Genomic DNA, 16,513 nt, shown 5'->3' with positions numbered 1-16,513 from the left:
ACAGTACAATGTCTAACAACCGTTCTGGAGTATTTATTGGTGGTGTCATGCTAGGAGCAACTATCGGTGCTTTGACTGGTTTGCTTATGGCTCCGCGTACAGGACGCGAAACGCGTAAACTATTGAAAAAATCTGCTGATGCACTTCCAGACTTAGCAGAAGATTTATCAACTAGTGTCCAAATTCAGGCAGATCGCCTGTCTGCAAATGCGCTAAGAAACTGGGATGAGACTTTAGATCGACTACGGGAAGCGATCGCAGCTGGTGTCGATGCTAGTCAACGGGAAAATCAAGCAATGAAACGGAAAAACTCACCAGACGTGCAAACAACAGCTACTCAGACAGTGGCTGACTCAGATTCTCTTCCTGAGCATGTAGATAACTAAATTAACAACATAATTGTGAGTGAACCGCTGTTTTGGCTGGGACTATCTATATTTTTGGTGGCTATCAGTCTAACTGCTGTTTTGGTGGTGGCTATACCAGCATTGCAGGAGTTAGCACGTGCTGCTCGTAGTGCGGAAAAGTTTTTTGATACCCTCTCACGAGAGTTACCACCGACTCTGGATTCGATCCGTATGACAGGCTTGGAAATCACCGATCTGACTGATGATCTTAGTGAAGGCGTGAAAAGTGCTTCTGGGGTTGTTAAACAAGTTGATCAAAGCTTGAACAGTGCCAAACAGCAGGCTCAAAATATTCAAATTAATACACGTAGCGTATTTGTTGGCTTCAAAGCTGCATGGAAAAGTTTTACGCGCTCAAAAGGTGGAAAGAGAACGAGCGATCGCTTGTTAGTCAATCAAAAAGCAACGCTGACATCAAGAGAAAGAGAATCTCTCAGACATTACAATCGCACCAAAAAATCAGAACAGTATCGAAATCAAGAAAGCTACCAAGATTCTGCTGAATGGAAAAGTGATGACACCCCAGATTGGCAAGAAGAAGATTGAAATCGCTGAACCGTATTGTTTTATAAGTAATATCACTTATCTATCCTTGATATAAATTATGCAGATGGCTGCATTCACAATAGACCTCTTGCAAAAGTCGAATGAACCCCCCTCAATCCCCCCGTTCACGGGGGGAAGATTTAGTTCCCTCCCAATACTGCTCGGTTAAGGATTTTTCGCTGCGATTTTGGGAATCTAGAGACCGTAAATTTCGCTTCTCTACAGAGATTTTAGGTTGGTCGATTTTCTTAACCGAGTAGTATTGAGTTCCCTCCCCGTAAACGGGGAGGGTTAGGGTGGGGTAAAAATATTTTTGCAAGAGGTCTAATGTAAGTCGATACATTCACAATGTAGGTCGATACATTCACAATGTAGGTCGATACATTCACAATGTAAGGCGATACATTCACAATGTGAGGCGATACATTCACAATGTGAGGCGATACATTCACAATGTAAGTCGATACATTCCCAATGTAAGCTGATACATTCACAATGTAGGTTAAAGCAATACGCGCTTGGTGTTAAGCCCACAATTCTTTGTACCAGACGCGAAATTTCGCGTCTGGTACAAACTTTATTTGTTTTACCGTTGGGCTAATTCGGGTGTGCGTCCCTTCAAACCAATCATTAATTTGAGAGTATATATTTTTAAGATTGGTACTCGCTGCATTACCCATAAACCCAGGCGACGAACTAATACTACGGGTAAAAATGTATTAGAAAAGACTCTATCCAATAAATCTGTAAAACCTAGAATAGTTAGATTTTCCATTTTGCGCCAATGTTCGTAGCGTTTAAGAATTTTGAGATTACCAATATCTTCACCAGTTTGATGTGCTTTTTTAATCACTTGGGCTAAAGCTGCTGCATCGCGGATACCCAAATTTAAGCCTTGTCCGCCCACCGGATGACAATTGTGTGCTGCATCACCCACCAAAGCTAATCTGTGTAAGGCGTACTGATTGCTTTGCATGAGTTGTACCTGAAAGATAAAGCGATCGCCCAACAATTCCAGCTTACCCAATTGATTACCAAAACGGCGGCTTAATTCTGTGAGAAATTGCTGATCATCCAAAGCACACAAAGCTTTTGCTTCTTCATGGGGAGCCGTCCAGACAATGCGACAACGATTTCCCGGTAAAGGTAAAATTGCGAAGGGGCCACTAGACCAAAATTTTTCGTAGGCAGTATGATTATGTGGTTTTTCTGGTTTAACAAATGCCACAATACAAGACTGCCAATATTTCCAACCATGAGTTTTAATTCCAGCAGCTTGGCGAATAGGCGATCGCGAACCATCAGCAGCTACTACTAATTTGCTACGGACTGTCCGCATTTCCCCTGCGACTTTGATATCGATTGTGGCTATGTCCTGGTGATAATGAGTACTTATAACTTCTGCTGGACATAAATAAGTCACATTTGGACATTCTTTGACAAACTCGCGCAGAGGATACAACAATGCTTGGTGTTCCGCCACATAACCCAAATCTTGTTTGTTAATGTCTGCTGTGGTGAATTCCACCACATCTGGGTGATCAGCATCAGAAAGCCGAACACGGCGGTAAGTTTCTATTTGGGGTAAGATTTTATCCCAGACTCCAATACCTTGATAAATTAGCGCCGACAGCATATGCACGGCGTAAGCTTGTCCTTTAGCTACTGCTGCGGATTCTGGTTTTGCTTCAATTAGCAGGATATTTAATCCTGAGTCCTTGAAAGCAGAGGCTAGAGTAAGGCCGATTATTCCGCCACCGACGATGACCAAATCATAGTCGTATTCCCGTTTGCTTGTAGCTACCTGGTTAGGGAAAAAAGTTTGTGGAAGCTGTGCTTGCGCCATTGTTAAGACAAATTACAGCGTTTTAATTATTATTTTTACGCGATCGCGTCGTGGAGGACAAGGGGGATGGGGGAAATGGGAGCAACTTTATCATGCTCCTCTAGACAAAGGCTTTAAAATGACGCAAATTAAAATAACGCAAAAGCTCGAAATACAATTCTTTTGACTTTTGATTTTGACTTTTGACAGGTATGTTTTTTTATGCACTGCATTAAGTCTAATTTCTTTTGTTGCCAAAGAAAAATTGACAACTAAAAACTAAAATTAAATACCCAGTCTTTAATCATAAAAAACATTTTTTTCAATTACCATTGCATATTCTGAAAAATAGCTATAATTTTTTATTATGTCAGTAAATAGCTAAGAAGACTTCCATAATGAATTAATTGTACTTATTGTAATTGCTGTAAAAGTATTTAAAATCACACAAGCTTAAATATCTATTCATATATAATTTTATGGAGTAAAAAATAATTCAACTGTGATAATTTTCTAATCACTAATTGCTTGTTTAATCAGTGAAAATAAACTTTGATAAAAAACTTTTTTTGAGATTGACAATACCAGGACTATTTCATTTTCATCCAGTCCGCCTCAGAATTTATTCTGAGACTAATAGCAAAAGTCGCTTCAAGCCGACTGTTTTGTGGTATTCAACTAAGTCCGTTAAAACGGACTTAAACTATTGGTTTATATCTAAAATGAAATAGCTCTGGTGAAAATACTGGAAGGGAGAAAATAAGTTGTATTTACTATCTGTCTGTTAAATTAAAAACACAAACTTATATGGAGATATTGGAGTTATGCAATTAGATGATTTGGCAAACATTGAAAATGTAGAAAGAGAAGCGTGGGAAGTTTTAGAAAAATCAATTCTGTACTATCAAGGTCGTCCAGTTGGAACACTCGCCGCCATTGATAATACATTAGATGCGCTCAATTATGATCAATGCTTTATTCGAGATTTTATTTCTTCCGGTCTACTATTTCTTATTCAAGGTAAAACAGAAATTGTTCGTAACTTTCTAGAAGTAACTTTAAAGTTACAGCCAAAAGAAAATCAATTGGATGCCTACAAACCTGGTCGAGGTATGATTCCAGCTAGCTTCAAAGTAGTTGTTTCCCAAAGTGGTGAAGAACATTTAGAAGCAGATTTTGGAGAACATGCGATCGCCAGAGTCACACCAGTAGATTCATGTTTTTGGTGGATGATACTGCTACGTGCTTATGTCGTAGCTACGAAGGATTATTCATTGGCATATCAAAGTGATTTTCAACAGGGAATCAGGTTAATTATGGAACTATCTTTAGGGACACGTTTTGATATGTATCCTACCCTGTTGGTTCCCGATGGTGCTTGTATGATTGACCGTCGTCTAGGTATCTACGGACATCCTTTAGAAATACAATCTCTGTTTTACTCAGCATTACGTGCTGGGCGAGACTTGCTAATTTGCCAAGGTAATCAAGATATTGTTACAGCTATTGATAACCGTTTACCTGTTTTATCTGCTCATATTCGTAAACATTACTGGATAGACTTAAATCGTCTCAATACTATTTACCACTACAAAGGTGAAGAGTATGGCAAAGAGGCTGTTAATAAATTCAATATATATGTAGATTCACTTCCTTATGCTGAATTAGATCGATGGTTGCCAAAACAAGCTGGTTATCTAGCAGGAAATGTCGGGCCATCACTTATGGATACCCGATTTTTTACATTAGGAAACTTAGTTGCAATTATTTGTGATCTTGCTAGCGAAGAACAATCGCAAGCCATCATGAATTTAATCGAGAAACGCTGGGAGGATTTAGTCGGAGATATGCCGATGAAAATCAGTTTTCCAGCTTTAGAAAATGAAGAATACAGAATTATTACTGGCTGCGATCCTAAAAATATACCTTGGTCTTATCACAACGGTGGCAATTGGCCTGTTTTAATGTGGATATTGGCAGCAGCAGCCATTAAAACTAAAAGAGTATATTTAGCAGACAGAGCAATTGAAATTGCCCAAAAACGTCTGAAAGATGATGAATGGCCAGAGTATTACGATGGTAGAACAGGGCGACTTCAGGGCAAACAAGCAAGAAAATATCAGACATGGACAGTTGCAGGATTTTTATTAGCAAAAGAATTGATAAAAAATCCTTCTTGTTTGCCATTAGTTAGTTTTGAGCAATTTGTAGCACAACAGGTTTCTATGGCTTGTGAATTTCAAATCAACAGTTTTGATGCTTGAAAATGCCAAGTTTCTGTATCTTCTTTACGTCAATTCTAATTATCATTTTTTCAAAACTAACTGGAAAGAATTTAAGTATCCATTAATAGTTTGAGATAAAGTATGCTGTTGCTTTTTAGTTGCGATCGCCATGACTTGATACAAACGTCCATCAGCAACATACATGCGGTTTTTAGTTATTTTTCCACCAGAGTTGACATACTCAATTTCTTTGCCAGGATGACCGTTGGAACTACTAATTCTACGTTGTCCAATTAAATTACTTTGGGTTGTTTTTACAGCCAGAATTTGGGCATTGTTAAGTATTAATTGGGGATTTGTCATTTGACCATAGCTATGGGGAAAGTCATTGTATGCGACGATGTAAGCCACTTCTTGGTTAGCTAATTGACCAACAAAGACTTGTAAATTTATTTCCCCCATATAGGTTTTTTGGGTTTGGGTAATAACTTTAGGCATTCCCGGCATTAAGACAGTGAAGCTACCATCTGGGGCAGTAAATAGCTTCCATTCTGACTTAATTGGTTTATTCGGAGCTGGTTTGGTTGGAGAAAGGGGGCGCTGGGGGGGACGCGCCTCGACACGAGTAAATCCGCTACATAGCAAGGCGGTAGTAATGAGGAACAACAATACTCTTTTTGCCATAGTTTTTGCTTTTACACGTGCTAATATTACGTAGATGAATAAGTTTGTTATAACTTAACCAAATATTTAGAAGCACCCGTAAATTTGTGTAAAAACAGCATTCTTATCCTATGTATATACACTATAACCTTGAAGCATAAATAGCAGCACCGATTAATCCCACTTGTTGATTTATTACAACATGTACTGGTATTTCTTCTAACAGGGAGCGCATTCTACCTTTATGGGTAAAGTTGAACAAAAACTCACTCTTTTGAATTAAAGACAGAATTTTTGGGGCTATACCACCAGCAACATATAAACCACCATAAGGAAGGAGTTTGAGGGCAAGATTACCAGCTTCCGCGCCGTAAGCGTCTATAAATAACTGCATTGTTTGTTCACTAAGGCGATCGCTTCCTTGTAAAGCAGCATTACCAATGACAGCACCCGGATCAACACTTTTTTCTTGTTTTCCTGCTTCTTGTTCCCAAGTTCTGACTATTTCAGCAATCTCTGGTGATTCGTTGCTAATTTTGCGATCGCGCAAAAATTGGTAAATAGAAACAATTCCTAAACCAGAAACTACCCGTTCCACAGAAACACGCTGGATACTATGTTTATCTAACAGATATTTCAGCAGTTGAAATTCTAACTCAGTGCGAGGGGCAAAATCAGCGTGTCCACCCTCAGAAGGAAAAGCTTGATAAAAATTTCCCTGTTTGATTAAAAATCCTTGTCCTAAACCAGTACCAGCACCAATAATCCCGATGGGTGCATCTGGGTTTGGTTTACCAGGTTGAAGTGTATAAAAGTCCTGTACTTCTAGACCTAAAATGCCATAGGCAACAGCAGTAAAATCATTAATTAAAGACACATGAGTGACACCGAGTTGTTGTCGCAGACGTTCGGTGTCCAGAAACCAAGCCAAATTGGTCAGCTTGGCGGTATTGTGAACTATAGGCCCGGCGATCGCAAAACAAGCTTTTTCCGGTATGGGTGTGTTAGCTGCTGCCAAAAACTGCTGTACTATTGGCACTAAATCAGGAAAATCGCCACTGCGGTAACGCTGTTCATACACCGTGCGTAAAAGAGGTGCTTCTGTTTCCTCCATCACTCGCAGAATGGTTTTTGTGCCGCCGATGTCTCCTGCTAGTAGTAAAGTCATAAATATATATATATGGTAGTTGCTGGTTGCTGATTGGTGCTTGCTGATTGCTAGGGGCGCACAGCTAGCTGTTCGCTCGTACAGTAGTTAGTAGTTGATTTTTTACCACTAACTAGGATCGGTTTTCAATTACCTAAAGACTGTTGAGTGCTTTTCCATATTTGACCATTAACTGTTAACCAATAACAACTATTACTAATAGTCATCACGAGAAAGATGTTTAGCTATATATCCATCAATTAAACCGAACAAATTCCTCGACCTGCGTTAAGTGAGAAGTATCTCCCTTGAGTTCGAGAAACCATTCTGGATGTTGACGTACAACTTTTACTAAGCTACATAAAGATGCTTTAACTTCCGTTACAGCAATTTCACCGACAAATCCCATAGCTGCGCCTAGTACAGATGCACCATGTCCTACCAGTAAAATATTGTCTGGAGAATATTCTGTGGCTAGACATCTAGCGGTTTGTCCGGAACGCGCTCGCACTTGTGGTTGAGTTTCTGGATATTTAGCAGCAATGCGAGAAGTGTAGCTAGTATCTATTCTAGGGAATAGTTCAGCCAGAGCAGGAATAGAAAGCCTTTCTGGTTCCTCTGTCATCCAAGCAGGATTGAGCCATTCACTCAAACCAGTTTCTAGTTTAATTGGTAAATCCAGAACTTCTGCAACAGCGTTTGCCGTTTGTACGGTTCGCAAGAAAGGCGAAGCGAAAATATGGGCAATTTTTTCTTTCTGGAGACGGTTAGCTAATTGCTTGGCTTGTATAAAACCATCTTCAGACAAAGGGGGATCATAACGTCGTTCGGCGGTAAGAAACCAATCAGGGTTAACAAAATCAAGGCGGTTAGCGTGTCTTGCTATCCAGATGATTTGACTCATGGGTTGATTGCCAAGCGGATACACTTTGCAGACTGCAAAATAAATATCATCTCATGTTCTCTTTCCGATCGTTATATCTAACACCGAAGCCAGATTGAAATTTTACCGTGATTTACTTGGCTTGAGACTGGCAGGTGAAAGTATGAATTACGGTACACAACAGGAGCATCTCAATAATGTCCAAGGAGCCAGATTGCAACCTTAGTGGATTGCGATCGCCTGCTGGGTCTGGGATTGAGTTTTTGGAATACCTGACACCACGAAACGGACGACCTTTTATTTACACAATTTATCTTGACTTTGATTCCTCAAAACTCTAAAGTCTTAAGAAAAACAATTGCAATAAATTCGCATAAATACTGATAATAATTCCTAACGGAGAAAGCACATGAGAGTCACTAAACAGGGTGTTCTGGGTGTAGGAGTCGTATCTGTAGCCCTTATAGGTTTACTTGCTAGTACCTTTGGAGAAAGATCGGCGATCGCGAATCTAATTCCCAATCAAAAAGAGCAAACCTTACTGGCCCAAGGGAAGACAAATGAATTAGTAGTAATATTTCCTAGTCGTTCTGACTCTACAGATTTGCAAAATAAAGCCAATGCTGTCGCTACATTTTTGTCTGAACAGTTAGGAGTTCCAGTCAAAGCACAGATTGGTGATGACACCGCAGCAGTGGAAGCTTTAAGAGCCAACCGTGCTGATATCGCTTTCTTGAGTAGCCGTCCGGCGTTGAAAGCTGAACAATTGGCAAATGCTCGTTTGTATTTAGCTGAAGTCCGCCCCACTTATTCAGGTAAATATACGTATAACTCAATATTTGTTGTTTCCAAAAATAGTCCCCTGAAAACCCAGTCCACAGCCAAAGCCACTTTGTCACAATTACGCGGTAAAAAAATAGCTTTCACTTCTCCCACTTCTGGATCTGGATTTATTTTCCCCACTGGTGAACTTGTGAAACAAGGACTTGTACAAAACCGCGATCGCTTAAATAATTTCTTTGGACAAGTTGCTTATGGTGGTAATTACAGCAAAGCCATACAAGCTGTGTTGCGTGGTCAAGCGGATGTAGCTGCTGTGTCAGAATATGCACTTAACCCCCCGTACATTACAGAAGCAGAAAAAAATCAAGTGCGAGTTCTCCACAAAATTTCTGGCGTTCCTGCTCACGGTGTTGCTATTGATGATGACGTTCCCAGCGCTACACGCGACAAAATCATCAACGCGATGTTGCTATTGAATCAGCCACAAAATAACCAATTGCTGCGTAACTTATATAACTCTACAGAATTGGTCAAAGTTGACCATAACCAACATCTAGCACCTCTACGTAATGCCCTGCAACTAGCAGGTATTCAGCCTTAAAGAATTAATGATTGGTAGTAGTTGATTGTTGATTGTTATTTACTCCCCACACTCCCCACACCCTCTCACTTCCCACACTTCCCTCACCTCCTTCAACATGTATCCCGCTATTGAGTGTCACAATCTGAAGACAGCATACTCACCATCTTTACAACGTCCCATCTTGAATGGGATTAGTTGCCAAATTCATCATGGTGAGTTTGTGGCTTTGCTAGGACTCAATGGTGCGGGTAAATCTACGCTATTGCGATCGCTTATGGGACTACTACCCTTAGAGCAGGGAAGTATCAATATTAATGGTGTGCCAATTAATCCTCGTACATTAACGCAAATTAGGCGAGACATTGGGATGTTATTTCAAGGTGGGGGATTAATTCCTCAACTCCCAGCAATTGATAATGTTTTGTGTGGGAAACTAGGTATACGCACAACTTGGCAGACCCTGTTTGGTTTTCCCAAACGCGATCGCCGTCAAGCGTTGGAGATATTAGAGCAATTGGGTTTAAGAGAACAAGCTGATCAAAAAACTAGTTTACTGAGTGGTGGACAGCAACAACGAGTAGCGATCGCTCGTGCTTTAATTCAATCTCCCCAAATTCTTTTAGCCGATGAACCGATTACAGGTTTAGATGTCATGGCCTGTAAACAGGTTATGGATACTTTATCTCAATTACATTCTCAGCAAGGCATAACCATTGTCACTGTTCTGCACGATTTGGGTATAGCAGCAGAATATGCCCAACGAGCGATCGTCCTAGATAATGGACGTGTTGTTTATGATGGTCATAGTGAAAATTTGCAAGCCCAATTTTCTGTGATTAGAGAGTAGAAGTCGTTGGTGACTGAGTAGTATAAATATGAAGTATTTTGTAATTTTCTGGAAGCGTTTTGCTTGGCTGAGTCGCCTACTGATTTTCTGCTTGATAATAGCAATTTACGCTTGGGCTTTGCAGGGTCTGAAGGTAGATTTTGAACTTCTTAAGAATAGTTGGCCCTACATAACTGATTTTATTTCTAGATTATTTCCACCAGACCCAGCTGTTTTAGATATTGCTATTCAAGCATTAGTTGAAACAATACAAATGTCTTTGTGGGGAACTACTTTAGGAGCAATTCTTTCTCTACCAATAGCTATTGCTAGCGCCCATAATATTGCTCCTGTTTGGTTGCAATGGTTGGCTAATCTCCTACAAAATATAGTGCGTTCGGTTCCTTCGATTATTCTGGGTTTAATTTTTGTCGCAGCAACCGGACTGGGTGCGCCTGCTGGTACTTTGGCTTTAAGCATCTATACGATTGGCTACCTTGCTAAGTTGTATCAACAAGCGATCGAAGCAGTAGACTCTCGCTCTATAGAATATTTGCAAGTAACGGGAGCATCAAGACTACAGACAGCGCAATATGGCATCTTACCTCAAGTCTTGCCTTTGGGCTTAGGATATACACTGTGGATGTTTGAGTACAATATCCGTGCTGCTTCTGTGTTGGGTGTAGTTGGAGCAGGTGGTATTGGCTTTCAGTTAAAAAGTTATATAGATGGTTTTGAATATAACAAAGCAACAACCATGATGTTGGTGTTGTTGATAGTCGTGACTATCATAGATTTCTTAAGTAGCCAGTTACGTAAACATCTTGATTCTAGTAGATAGTTGTTGGTCAATCGATTTTGGATTTTGGATTTCATCGTGAGCGCTCAGTCGAACGATTTTATAAAATGGAATTGACCCCACAGATAAATCTGTTTGCTCTGTATCCTGGGAGGAATAATCGGTCACATTTGTTATTTTTCTCATCTATTTTGTTTGTTTTAGTTTGTTCCCAATTTTTAATTTTTAATTGTTTTTCCCCCTTGTCCCCTTTGTCGCTAAACTCAAAAATTACTGATTTACAAATTAGACTATAGTATAAAAAAATACGTTAGCATCAAACTAACTTATATTTTTTTATATCAAAAATTCACAAATTTTACTTAATTCTTGCATTTATCTTTATAAAAGAACATTGCTAGTTATTAGATAGTGGTCAGTAGTAAATAACTAATAACCACTAATTATTAAATCTAAAGCTGATTCAGCATCTTATGTGTTTGAGGTATTACCCGCACCTGCTTAACAAAGCGCTTTATCAAAGCTTGCCACATCAATACCTGTTCTGGAGAAGGGGCAAGCACAGGATTTTTGGTGAATTGTTCAGAAGCAGGCAAAGGAGTGACAGGTTGTAAAAATACTGGGATCGCTGGACTTACCTGTGCTACAAGTAAAGCCGAACGCTCCAACTCAGCCGGGTTTGTTTCGTCGGAAATGATTATTTTGACAAAGATTTCTACTTGTGATTCATAACAAAGTTGGAGAAATTTACTGTGTTCTTGCCAACAATTTTCACCACTAGTACTGGGTAATTTCAAATCCATACCTACAGAGTCTAAATAGGGCAAAATCATTGCCAACTGTTCTGGACGATGCCCTCCAGTCTCTAAATATATAGGCAAAGCAGTAATTGCACGTATCTGTGGTAAAAACTCCACTAAAAATCCAGCATGAAGCAGAGGTTCGCCACCAGTCAAGCTAATGCTATCGTGTAAAGAAGGTATATTTTGCCGCTCGATCCATTCGAGTAATATAGGTAAAGAGACAGGATTTGAGTAGATTTCAAAATCGCGTTTTCCTGGCGATCGCTCTATCCTACAGTTAGTGGGTGCATTCCACGTATGAGCGCTATCACAGAATTGACAGCGCAAATCACAAAGAGCAAAGCGAATAAAAATCTGACGTGTCCCGACATTCAGACCTTCCCCTTGAATAGCGGAAAAGACTTCTACCAGGCGTGCTGTGGGTGTAATACCAATTTTAGTAGTCATTTGATGATCAAAAGGCGTATGCGCCCTCTCAGCATAAAGCAGGGATATTTCTGAACTTCTAGTTCTATTGTGAACTTTACTGGCAGTCTCCAATTTCAACTCCAGTAATCTAGCTGTCCGGAAAAGACACTTTCACGGGTGGAGCAAAAGTAAAGGGGTACTATCCTTTGATATTTTCTCAATTTCAATCCGTTCATAACCTGGGTAGCGGACTACTAGTGATTAGTTATGATTTGAACTGATCGCATATCAGTTTAAGTGATTTACTAAAACTAAGTAATGTTTGGCATATTACATTGACTAACATGGCAATGAAGGTGCAGGGTTTCATGATTAGCCAACCCCAAGAGGTAGATTTTCCAGTGATGTTCTTACATGACACAGCAATAGTGCAAGTATCAGAGCGATTAAGCGTGCTAGAGGCGGTAGCCTTTAAGCAAACTTGCCAAAATATCACCAAAACACAACCAATTCCGCAGAAAATCATCATTGACTTTCAGGAAACTACTTTTATGGATAGTAGTGGTTTAGGTGCTTTGGTAAGTAATTTTAAAATTGCTCAAGATCAAGGGATAGAATTTATACTGCGGAATGTCACCCCGCAAGTCATGGCTGTACTCAACCTGACAGGACTGGAAAAGGTTTTTCCTATTGAGTCTAGTAACTCACTCTCACTACGTTCTAAGAATCAACTCGAAGAACAGCTACCGACGACACATCCTTCTGTCCGTTCTTGGATGAAACGGGTAATCGATATTGTTGGAGCATTGGTAGGTTTAGTCATTATAGGAGTTTTATTTATTCCTATTGCTATTGCGATCGCAATTAACGATCCCGGCCCCATTTTATTTAGTCAAATTCGTTGTGGTTGGATGGGTAAACGCTTCCGCATTTGGAAATTCCGCTCCATGTATGTTGATGCTGAAGCCAGAAAGGCTGAATTGGCCAAACACAACCAAGTACAAGGAGCTTTTTTCAAAATTGACAATGATCCCAGAATTACTAAAGTAGGACGCTTTTTGCGACGTACTAGTTTAGACGAACTACCACAGTTTTGGAATGTTCTCAAAGGAGAAATGAGTCTAGTCGGTACAAGACCACCCACACCCGATGAAGTAGAACGTTATGAAGTACCAGAATGGCAACGTTTGGATGTAAAACCAGGTATGACTGGAGAATGGCAAGTCAATGGACGATCTAGCGTACGTAAATTTGAGGATGTAATTCGTCTGGATTTGCAATATCAAAAAAACTGGAGTTTGCTATACGATTTGAAACTGATTATGAAAACAGTAACTATCCTGTTTCACAAAAACAGTGGTGCTGTCTAGCTTTATTCTACAAAGAAAGATATTATCTTGATTGTTAGTATTACCTTGGCGAACATAGCCAGGGTTAATAATATTATGCCCATTAAATTCGCCTTTTGTCTCAATTGGCAAACTCACCGGAAACATCCGCAAAAATTATCAGTCCCAGTCCGACAATCGTCACAAAATTCAATATTAAAAATTTTAAATCAAAAATAGATTATCTAACCTGAATATTTAATGCTCTAAGCCAAGTTAGGAACGATAGTCTACTAAAGTAGGCAGGGCGCGCTAAAAACAAAAGTAATACTGACGCAAACGCTAGAGCTTGACTCAGTTTTGCTGCTACACTCAGTAGAATTAATCCAACTATAACTGAGTCACCCAAGTCTTTCCGATGGGAGACATCAAAACAATGCAGTACCTGTACTTGGATTAAGAATTCTGCTAAATCCAGTCGTGTATCATTCAACTCTCCCATCAACCGCCCTAAGAAAGCACCTAGTGCTACTAACATTTCTATGGCAATACAAAATTTAACTGGGATATTGCGATCGCGACGACGGTAATAACCCCAAATAGAACCTAATATCGATAGTGGTACAGCCCAAAAACTAGACCAAGTTTCAGCTGCAACATCCGTCGCCACGACACTCACAATTATCAACGCTAGCACCAGCACCCGCAAGGTAATTGAATTTTCTACTTCTGCTGTTACAGGTGACTGGAGCATTTTTTGCCACCAGTCATCACCTAAAGGTAGACGCCAAGCCAATTCATCCTGGAAAAGTTAAACATTGAGAGTTAAAAAGCAGCAGACTGGTATATAAAGCGATAATAGTAGACGCTACTGACGCAAAACGAGCGAGGTCAACTATAACCTCTCTCGTATTCTAAGTCTCCTCACTGTAGCTGCCTGTAGACGCCCTAATAACCGCTTTTTCAAAAATGCAAACGTTTTCAAAACCAGGATGATATTCATTTCATAACAAAGGCTTTTATCAAGTTTCAGTGCTAGCGATCGCCAAATATTTAGTTATTTTGTGGGAATAATCACAAACAACAAAGGCTGCTGCTCTATTTCTTTCAACTCAACCATTAAGGTATAAGCCTCATTTAGCTGAGTACAGCATAATTCAACACTCAAGCATCCAGGACTTGAAGACTCCGCTTTTGCTTGGGAACCATTACCTTGAAGTTTGACTACTCCTTTCGAGGGTAAATCTCCTCGAATCAGTAATTTCGGCACTGGCCCATGAGATTGATATTCTACTTTTAAATTAAGAATACCTACACTCGTCAGCCATTGCCTTTCCAAGACTGGGTTTGTCATTGAAATGGGTAAAGTCAAACTTTCTAACACTTGTTGAGCCGCCAGCAACGACACCAGCATCTGTTGCTGTGGTTGCAAATCTGAATAATCGCTATCCAGATTAGGCATAGGATTTAAGGTGTCTCCATATCGGAGGTTGGCTCTGAGCTGGATTGTCCCTGCTAAGTCGTTCAATACTTGAGATTCGTTAGGGAAAAAGCTCTCCACTGCTTGGACTAATTTTGCCCCTAATGGTACAGAGGATGTGATGAGTGCTTGACATCTATCAAGCAATTGCCGGAAAATGGTCTCCGGCAGAAGCGTCGGTAAATTCAGTTTGGACTGGTGGGCCACCCAACCCCAGGAAGGAATCAGTTGCATTACTGGTTCGTCTATATACTCTGGATAATCCAGTATTTGTGTTTCCCAAGGAAATAGCGGAGGGTGATCTTCAACTTCAACTTTTAACCGACGTTTAAGTACGGCTTGGAAACGTTCTTGCACAGTTGGAATTTCTCCCAATAAAGATATATGGGGCTTCCATCCCTCTTGTCCTCCACTTGTAAATTCGGTGGTTGATTGCAGAGGGTTTTCTGCCCCTTTGGTGTCCCTACATATAACTTGCGTATACTCTCTGGAAACGACAGGATATGTCAATAACCGAGAGAGTAAATGTTTTTGTAAGGTTTCTGAGTCACTATTCATGAGTAGAAGCACTTGATCCGGACACTAAGGAGTTACGAATCTCCCAAGCTTGTTCAAGAATTTTAAACCAGCGCTTCTGGAGTTGTGCCATGGATAAACCCAAAGTTTTAGCTATTTTTTCATCAGTTTGTCCCTGTTGCTTCAGTTCTAATAAAGAACGCTGCTTTTCGTCAAGCTTTTCAGTATAAGCTTGCCATTGTTGAGGAGTTAAACCCAAGTTGGTTTGCAAATCAGCTTCTAACCACTCGTGAACCAGCTCCCAACGATGCAACAAAGCGAACCGAATTAAATGATACTTGAAACGTTGCTGTAAGTAATCCCTCTGACGGGGGGTTAAGCCCAAAATTGACTCAATTTCTTGAGCGGATAAATCTTGCAGACGCAGAGCAAAGTAATCAGCGCAATCAGTTTGTTGGCGTTCTTCTAAATAATTCATTAATTCCGTAACCACAACTGATCGCAAAGTATCTTCTTGGGGTTCCGGTTCGGTTTGTGTAGCCATTGCACTTCGCAGTTGTTGTACTGCTGGATCTTCCCAAGAACCATCAGCTTCACCACTACCTTCTGCCGCTTGTTCTATATCTACACAAGTTTCTGGAGGTTGTTGCTGCGAGAAAGTTTGCGCTCGTAGAATGATCAACTGTTGCTGACGTCCTGGTAAGGGAATCCGTCGTTTCCCGTAGCGTTCCGTAAATGCCATGTACTCTGCTAATTCCAGCAGTGTACGTGGTCGGTAGGTAGCCTCTAATTGATTTTCCCGTCGGAAAGCGTTTAAAGCCTCCAAGTAAAAACTTTGCAGAAAATCTTCGATGACAGTTAGTCGCCCTTGATAACTCAATTGCCTTTGTGGCGGATTGATGTAACGGTAGATGATCGCACTCAAGGTACTGTGTAATTCAACCCTGCCGCGATTTGAACCCAATTGGTAATATCTTAAGCATTGTTGCAGGCGATGCTTGGCTAGGGTCATTGCCGAATTTTCTACGGAACCGGATGCTTGGATACGTTTACTTTCGCTGCATATTCGGTAGACCTCGGCAGCAATTCGCATTGCTACGTCATGACAATTCTGGTCGCAAGCTTTAGTTGACTGCTGAAGTTCTTGGAAAAGGAATGGAAATATCGCCTCCACGCCGATAGAAAATTCTCCCTGAATAGTTGTGGTTGCGGCTAATTTCATAAGTTTCGTGTCTAAATTGACCCTAACAAACTTGTTGACAACCTGTATGACTGCGGGTATTGGGAGGGG

Annotated in this window: 15 protein-coding genes and 1 pseudogene; 8 read left to right on the top strand and 8 right to left on the bottom strand. The window is 40.4% G+C overall.

The window, feature by feature from the left end:
* Nucleotides 1-8: 8 nt before the first annotated feature.
* Nucleotides 9-386, top strand: coding sequence for a YtxH domain-containing protein (locus tag AC5JMK_RS04515; RefSeq protein ID WP_096677088.1), 378 nt, complete (start codon nucleotides 9-11; stop codon nucleotides 384-386).
* 15 nt (nucleotides 387-401) lie between these two features.
* Nucleotides 402-953, top strand: a complete 552-nt coding sequence (locus tag AC5JMK_RS04510) for a DUF948 domain-containing protein (protein ID WP_096677089.1) — start codon at nucleotides 402-404, stop codon at nucleotides 951-953.
* A gap of 586 nt (nucleotides 954-1,539) precedes the next feature.
* On the opposite strand, the gene AC5JMK_RS04505 is transcribed toward AC5JMK_RS04510, so the two are convergent.
* The gene (locus AC5JMK_RS04505; protein WP_096677090.1) at nucleotides 1,540-2,799 is read right to left on the bottom strand and encodes an FAD-dependent hydroxylase; all 1,260 of its coding nucleotides are present in this window, start codon (nucleotides 2,797-2,799) and stop codon (nucleotides 1,540-1,542) included.
* A gap of 803 nt (nucleotides 2,800-3,602) precedes the next feature.
* Here AC5JMK_RS04505 and AC5JMK_RS04500 point away from each other — a divergent pair.
* Nucleotides 3,603-5,042: a glycoside hydrolase 100 family protein gene (locus AC5JMK_RS04500; protein ID WP_495909488.1), complete on the top strand. Its 1,440-nt coding sequence runs from the start codon at nucleotides 3,603-3,605 to the stop codon at nucleotides 5,040-5,042.
* 42 nt (nucleotides 5,043-5,084) lie between these two features.
* Here AC5JMK_RS04500 and AC5JMK_RS04495 read toward each other — a convergent pair whose 3' ends face one another.
* The 3 genes from AC5JMK_RS04495 to AC5JMK_RS04485 form a co-directional block, all read right to left on the bottom strand.
* Nucleotides 5,085-5,687: a hypothetical protein gene (locus AC5JMK_RS04495; protein ID WP_096677092.1), complete on the bottom strand. Its 603-nt coding sequence runs from the start codon at nucleotides 5,685-5,687 to the stop codon at nucleotides 5,085-5,087.
* A 121-nt stretch (nucleotides 5,688-5,808) separates the two neighbouring features.
* On the bottom strand, nucleotides 5,809-6,834 hold the full coding sequence (locus AC5JMK_RS04490; RefSeq protein WP_495909487.1) for a glucokinase: 1,026 nt from the start codon (nucleotides 6,832-6,834) through the stop codon (nucleotides 5,809-5,811).
* A 235-nt stretch (nucleotides 6,835-7,069) separates the two neighbouring features.
* Nucleotides 7,070-7,717 carry a histidine phosphatase family protein gene (locus AC5JMK_RS04485; protein ID WP_096677094.1) on the bottom strand — a complete coding sequence of 216 codons (648 nt, stop codon included), beginning with the start codon at nucleotides 7,715-7,717 and terminating at the stop codon, nucleotides 7,070-7,072.
* 176 nt (nucleotides 7,718-7,893) lie between these two features.
* Between AC5JMK_RS04485 and AC5JMK_RS04480 the strand changes: the two genes are divergently transcribed.
* From AC5JMK_RS04480 to phnE, 4 genes are all read left to right on the top strand, one after another.
* Nucleotides 7,894-8,037 carry a hypothetical protein gene (locus AC5JMK_RS04480; RefSeq protein ID WP_495909486.1) on the top strand — a complete coding sequence of 48 codons (144 nt, stop codon included), beginning with the start codon at nucleotides 7,894-7,896 and terminating at the stop codon, nucleotides 8,035-8,037.
* A 68-nt stretch (nucleotides 8,038-8,105) separates the two neighbouring features.
* Entirely contained in the window at nucleotides 8,106-9,080 is a 975-nt protein-coding gene (locus AC5JMK_RS04475; RefSeq protein WP_096677095.1) for a phosphate/phosphite/phosphonate ABC transporter substrate-binding protein, read from the top strand.
* A 97-nt stretch (nucleotides 9,081-9,177) separates the two neighbouring features.
* Nucleotides 9,178-9,909, top strand: coding sequence for a phosphonate ABC transporter ATP-binding protein (locus tag AC5JMK_RS04470; RefSeq protein ID WP_096677096.1), 732 nt, complete (start codon nucleotides 9,178-9,180; stop codon nucleotides 9,907-9,909).
* A 28-nt stretch (nucleotides 9,910-9,937) separates the two neighbouring features.
* Complete coding sequence (phnE, locus tag AC5JMK_RS04465; RefSeq protein WP_096677097.1) at nucleotides 9,938-10,729, top strand: phosphonate ABC transporter, permease protein PhnE; 792 nt, start codon at nucleotides 9,938-9,940, stop codon at nucleotides 10,727-10,729.
* A gap of 410 nt (nucleotides 10,730-11,139) precedes the next feature.
* Here phnE and AC5JMK_RS04460 read toward each other — a convergent pair whose 3' ends face one another.
* Nucleotides 11,140-11,937, bottom strand: coding sequence for a 7-carboxy-7-deazaguanine synthase QueE (locus AC5JMK_RS04460; protein ID WP_096677098.1), 798 nt, complete (start codon nucleotides 11,935-11,937; stop codon nucleotides 11,140-11,142).
* Nucleotides 11,938-12,242: 305 nt separating this feature from the next.
* Between AC5JMK_RS04460 and AC5JMK_RS04455 the strand changes: the two genes are divergently transcribed.
* A complete protein-coding gene (locus tag AC5JMK_RS04455) occupies nucleotides 12,243-13,268 on the top strand; it encodes an anti-sigma factor antagonist (RefSeq protein ID WP_495909485.1) in 1,026 nt (341 codons plus the stop codon).
* Between the two features lie 21 nt (nucleotides 13,269-13,289).
* Here AC5JMK_RS04455 and AC5JMK_RS04450 read toward each other — a convergent pair.
* The 3 genes and pseudogenes from AC5JMK_RS04450 to hetZ all read right to left on the bottom strand — a co-directional run.
* Nucleotides 13,290-14,027, bottom strand: a pseudogene (locus tag AC5JMK_RS04450) (transglutaminase); the annotation flags it as partial.
* A gap of 256 nt (nucleotides 14,028-14,283) precedes the next feature.
* Nucleotides 14,284-15,264: a PatU gene (locus AC5JMK_RS04445; protein ID WP_096677099.1), complete on the bottom strand. Its 981-nt coding sequence runs from the start codon at nucleotides 15,262-15,264 to the stop codon at nucleotides 14,284-14,286.
* Nucleotides 15,257-16,444 carry a heterocyst differentiation protein HetZ gene (gene hetZ / locus AC5JMK_RS04440; RefSeq protein WP_096677100.1) on the bottom strand — a complete coding sequence of 396 codons (1,188 nt, stop codon included), beginning with the start codon at nucleotides 16,442-16,444 and terminating at the stop codon, nucleotides 15,257-15,259. The genes AC5JMK_RS04445 and hetZ overlap by 8 nt, the downstream gene beginning before the upstream one ends.
* Between the last annotated feature and the right edge of the window lie 69 nt (nucleotides 16,445-16,513).

It is taken from the genome of Pelatocladus sp., from assembly GCF_059505505.1.
This window is presented reverse-complemented; position numbering and strand designations above follow the sequence as displayed.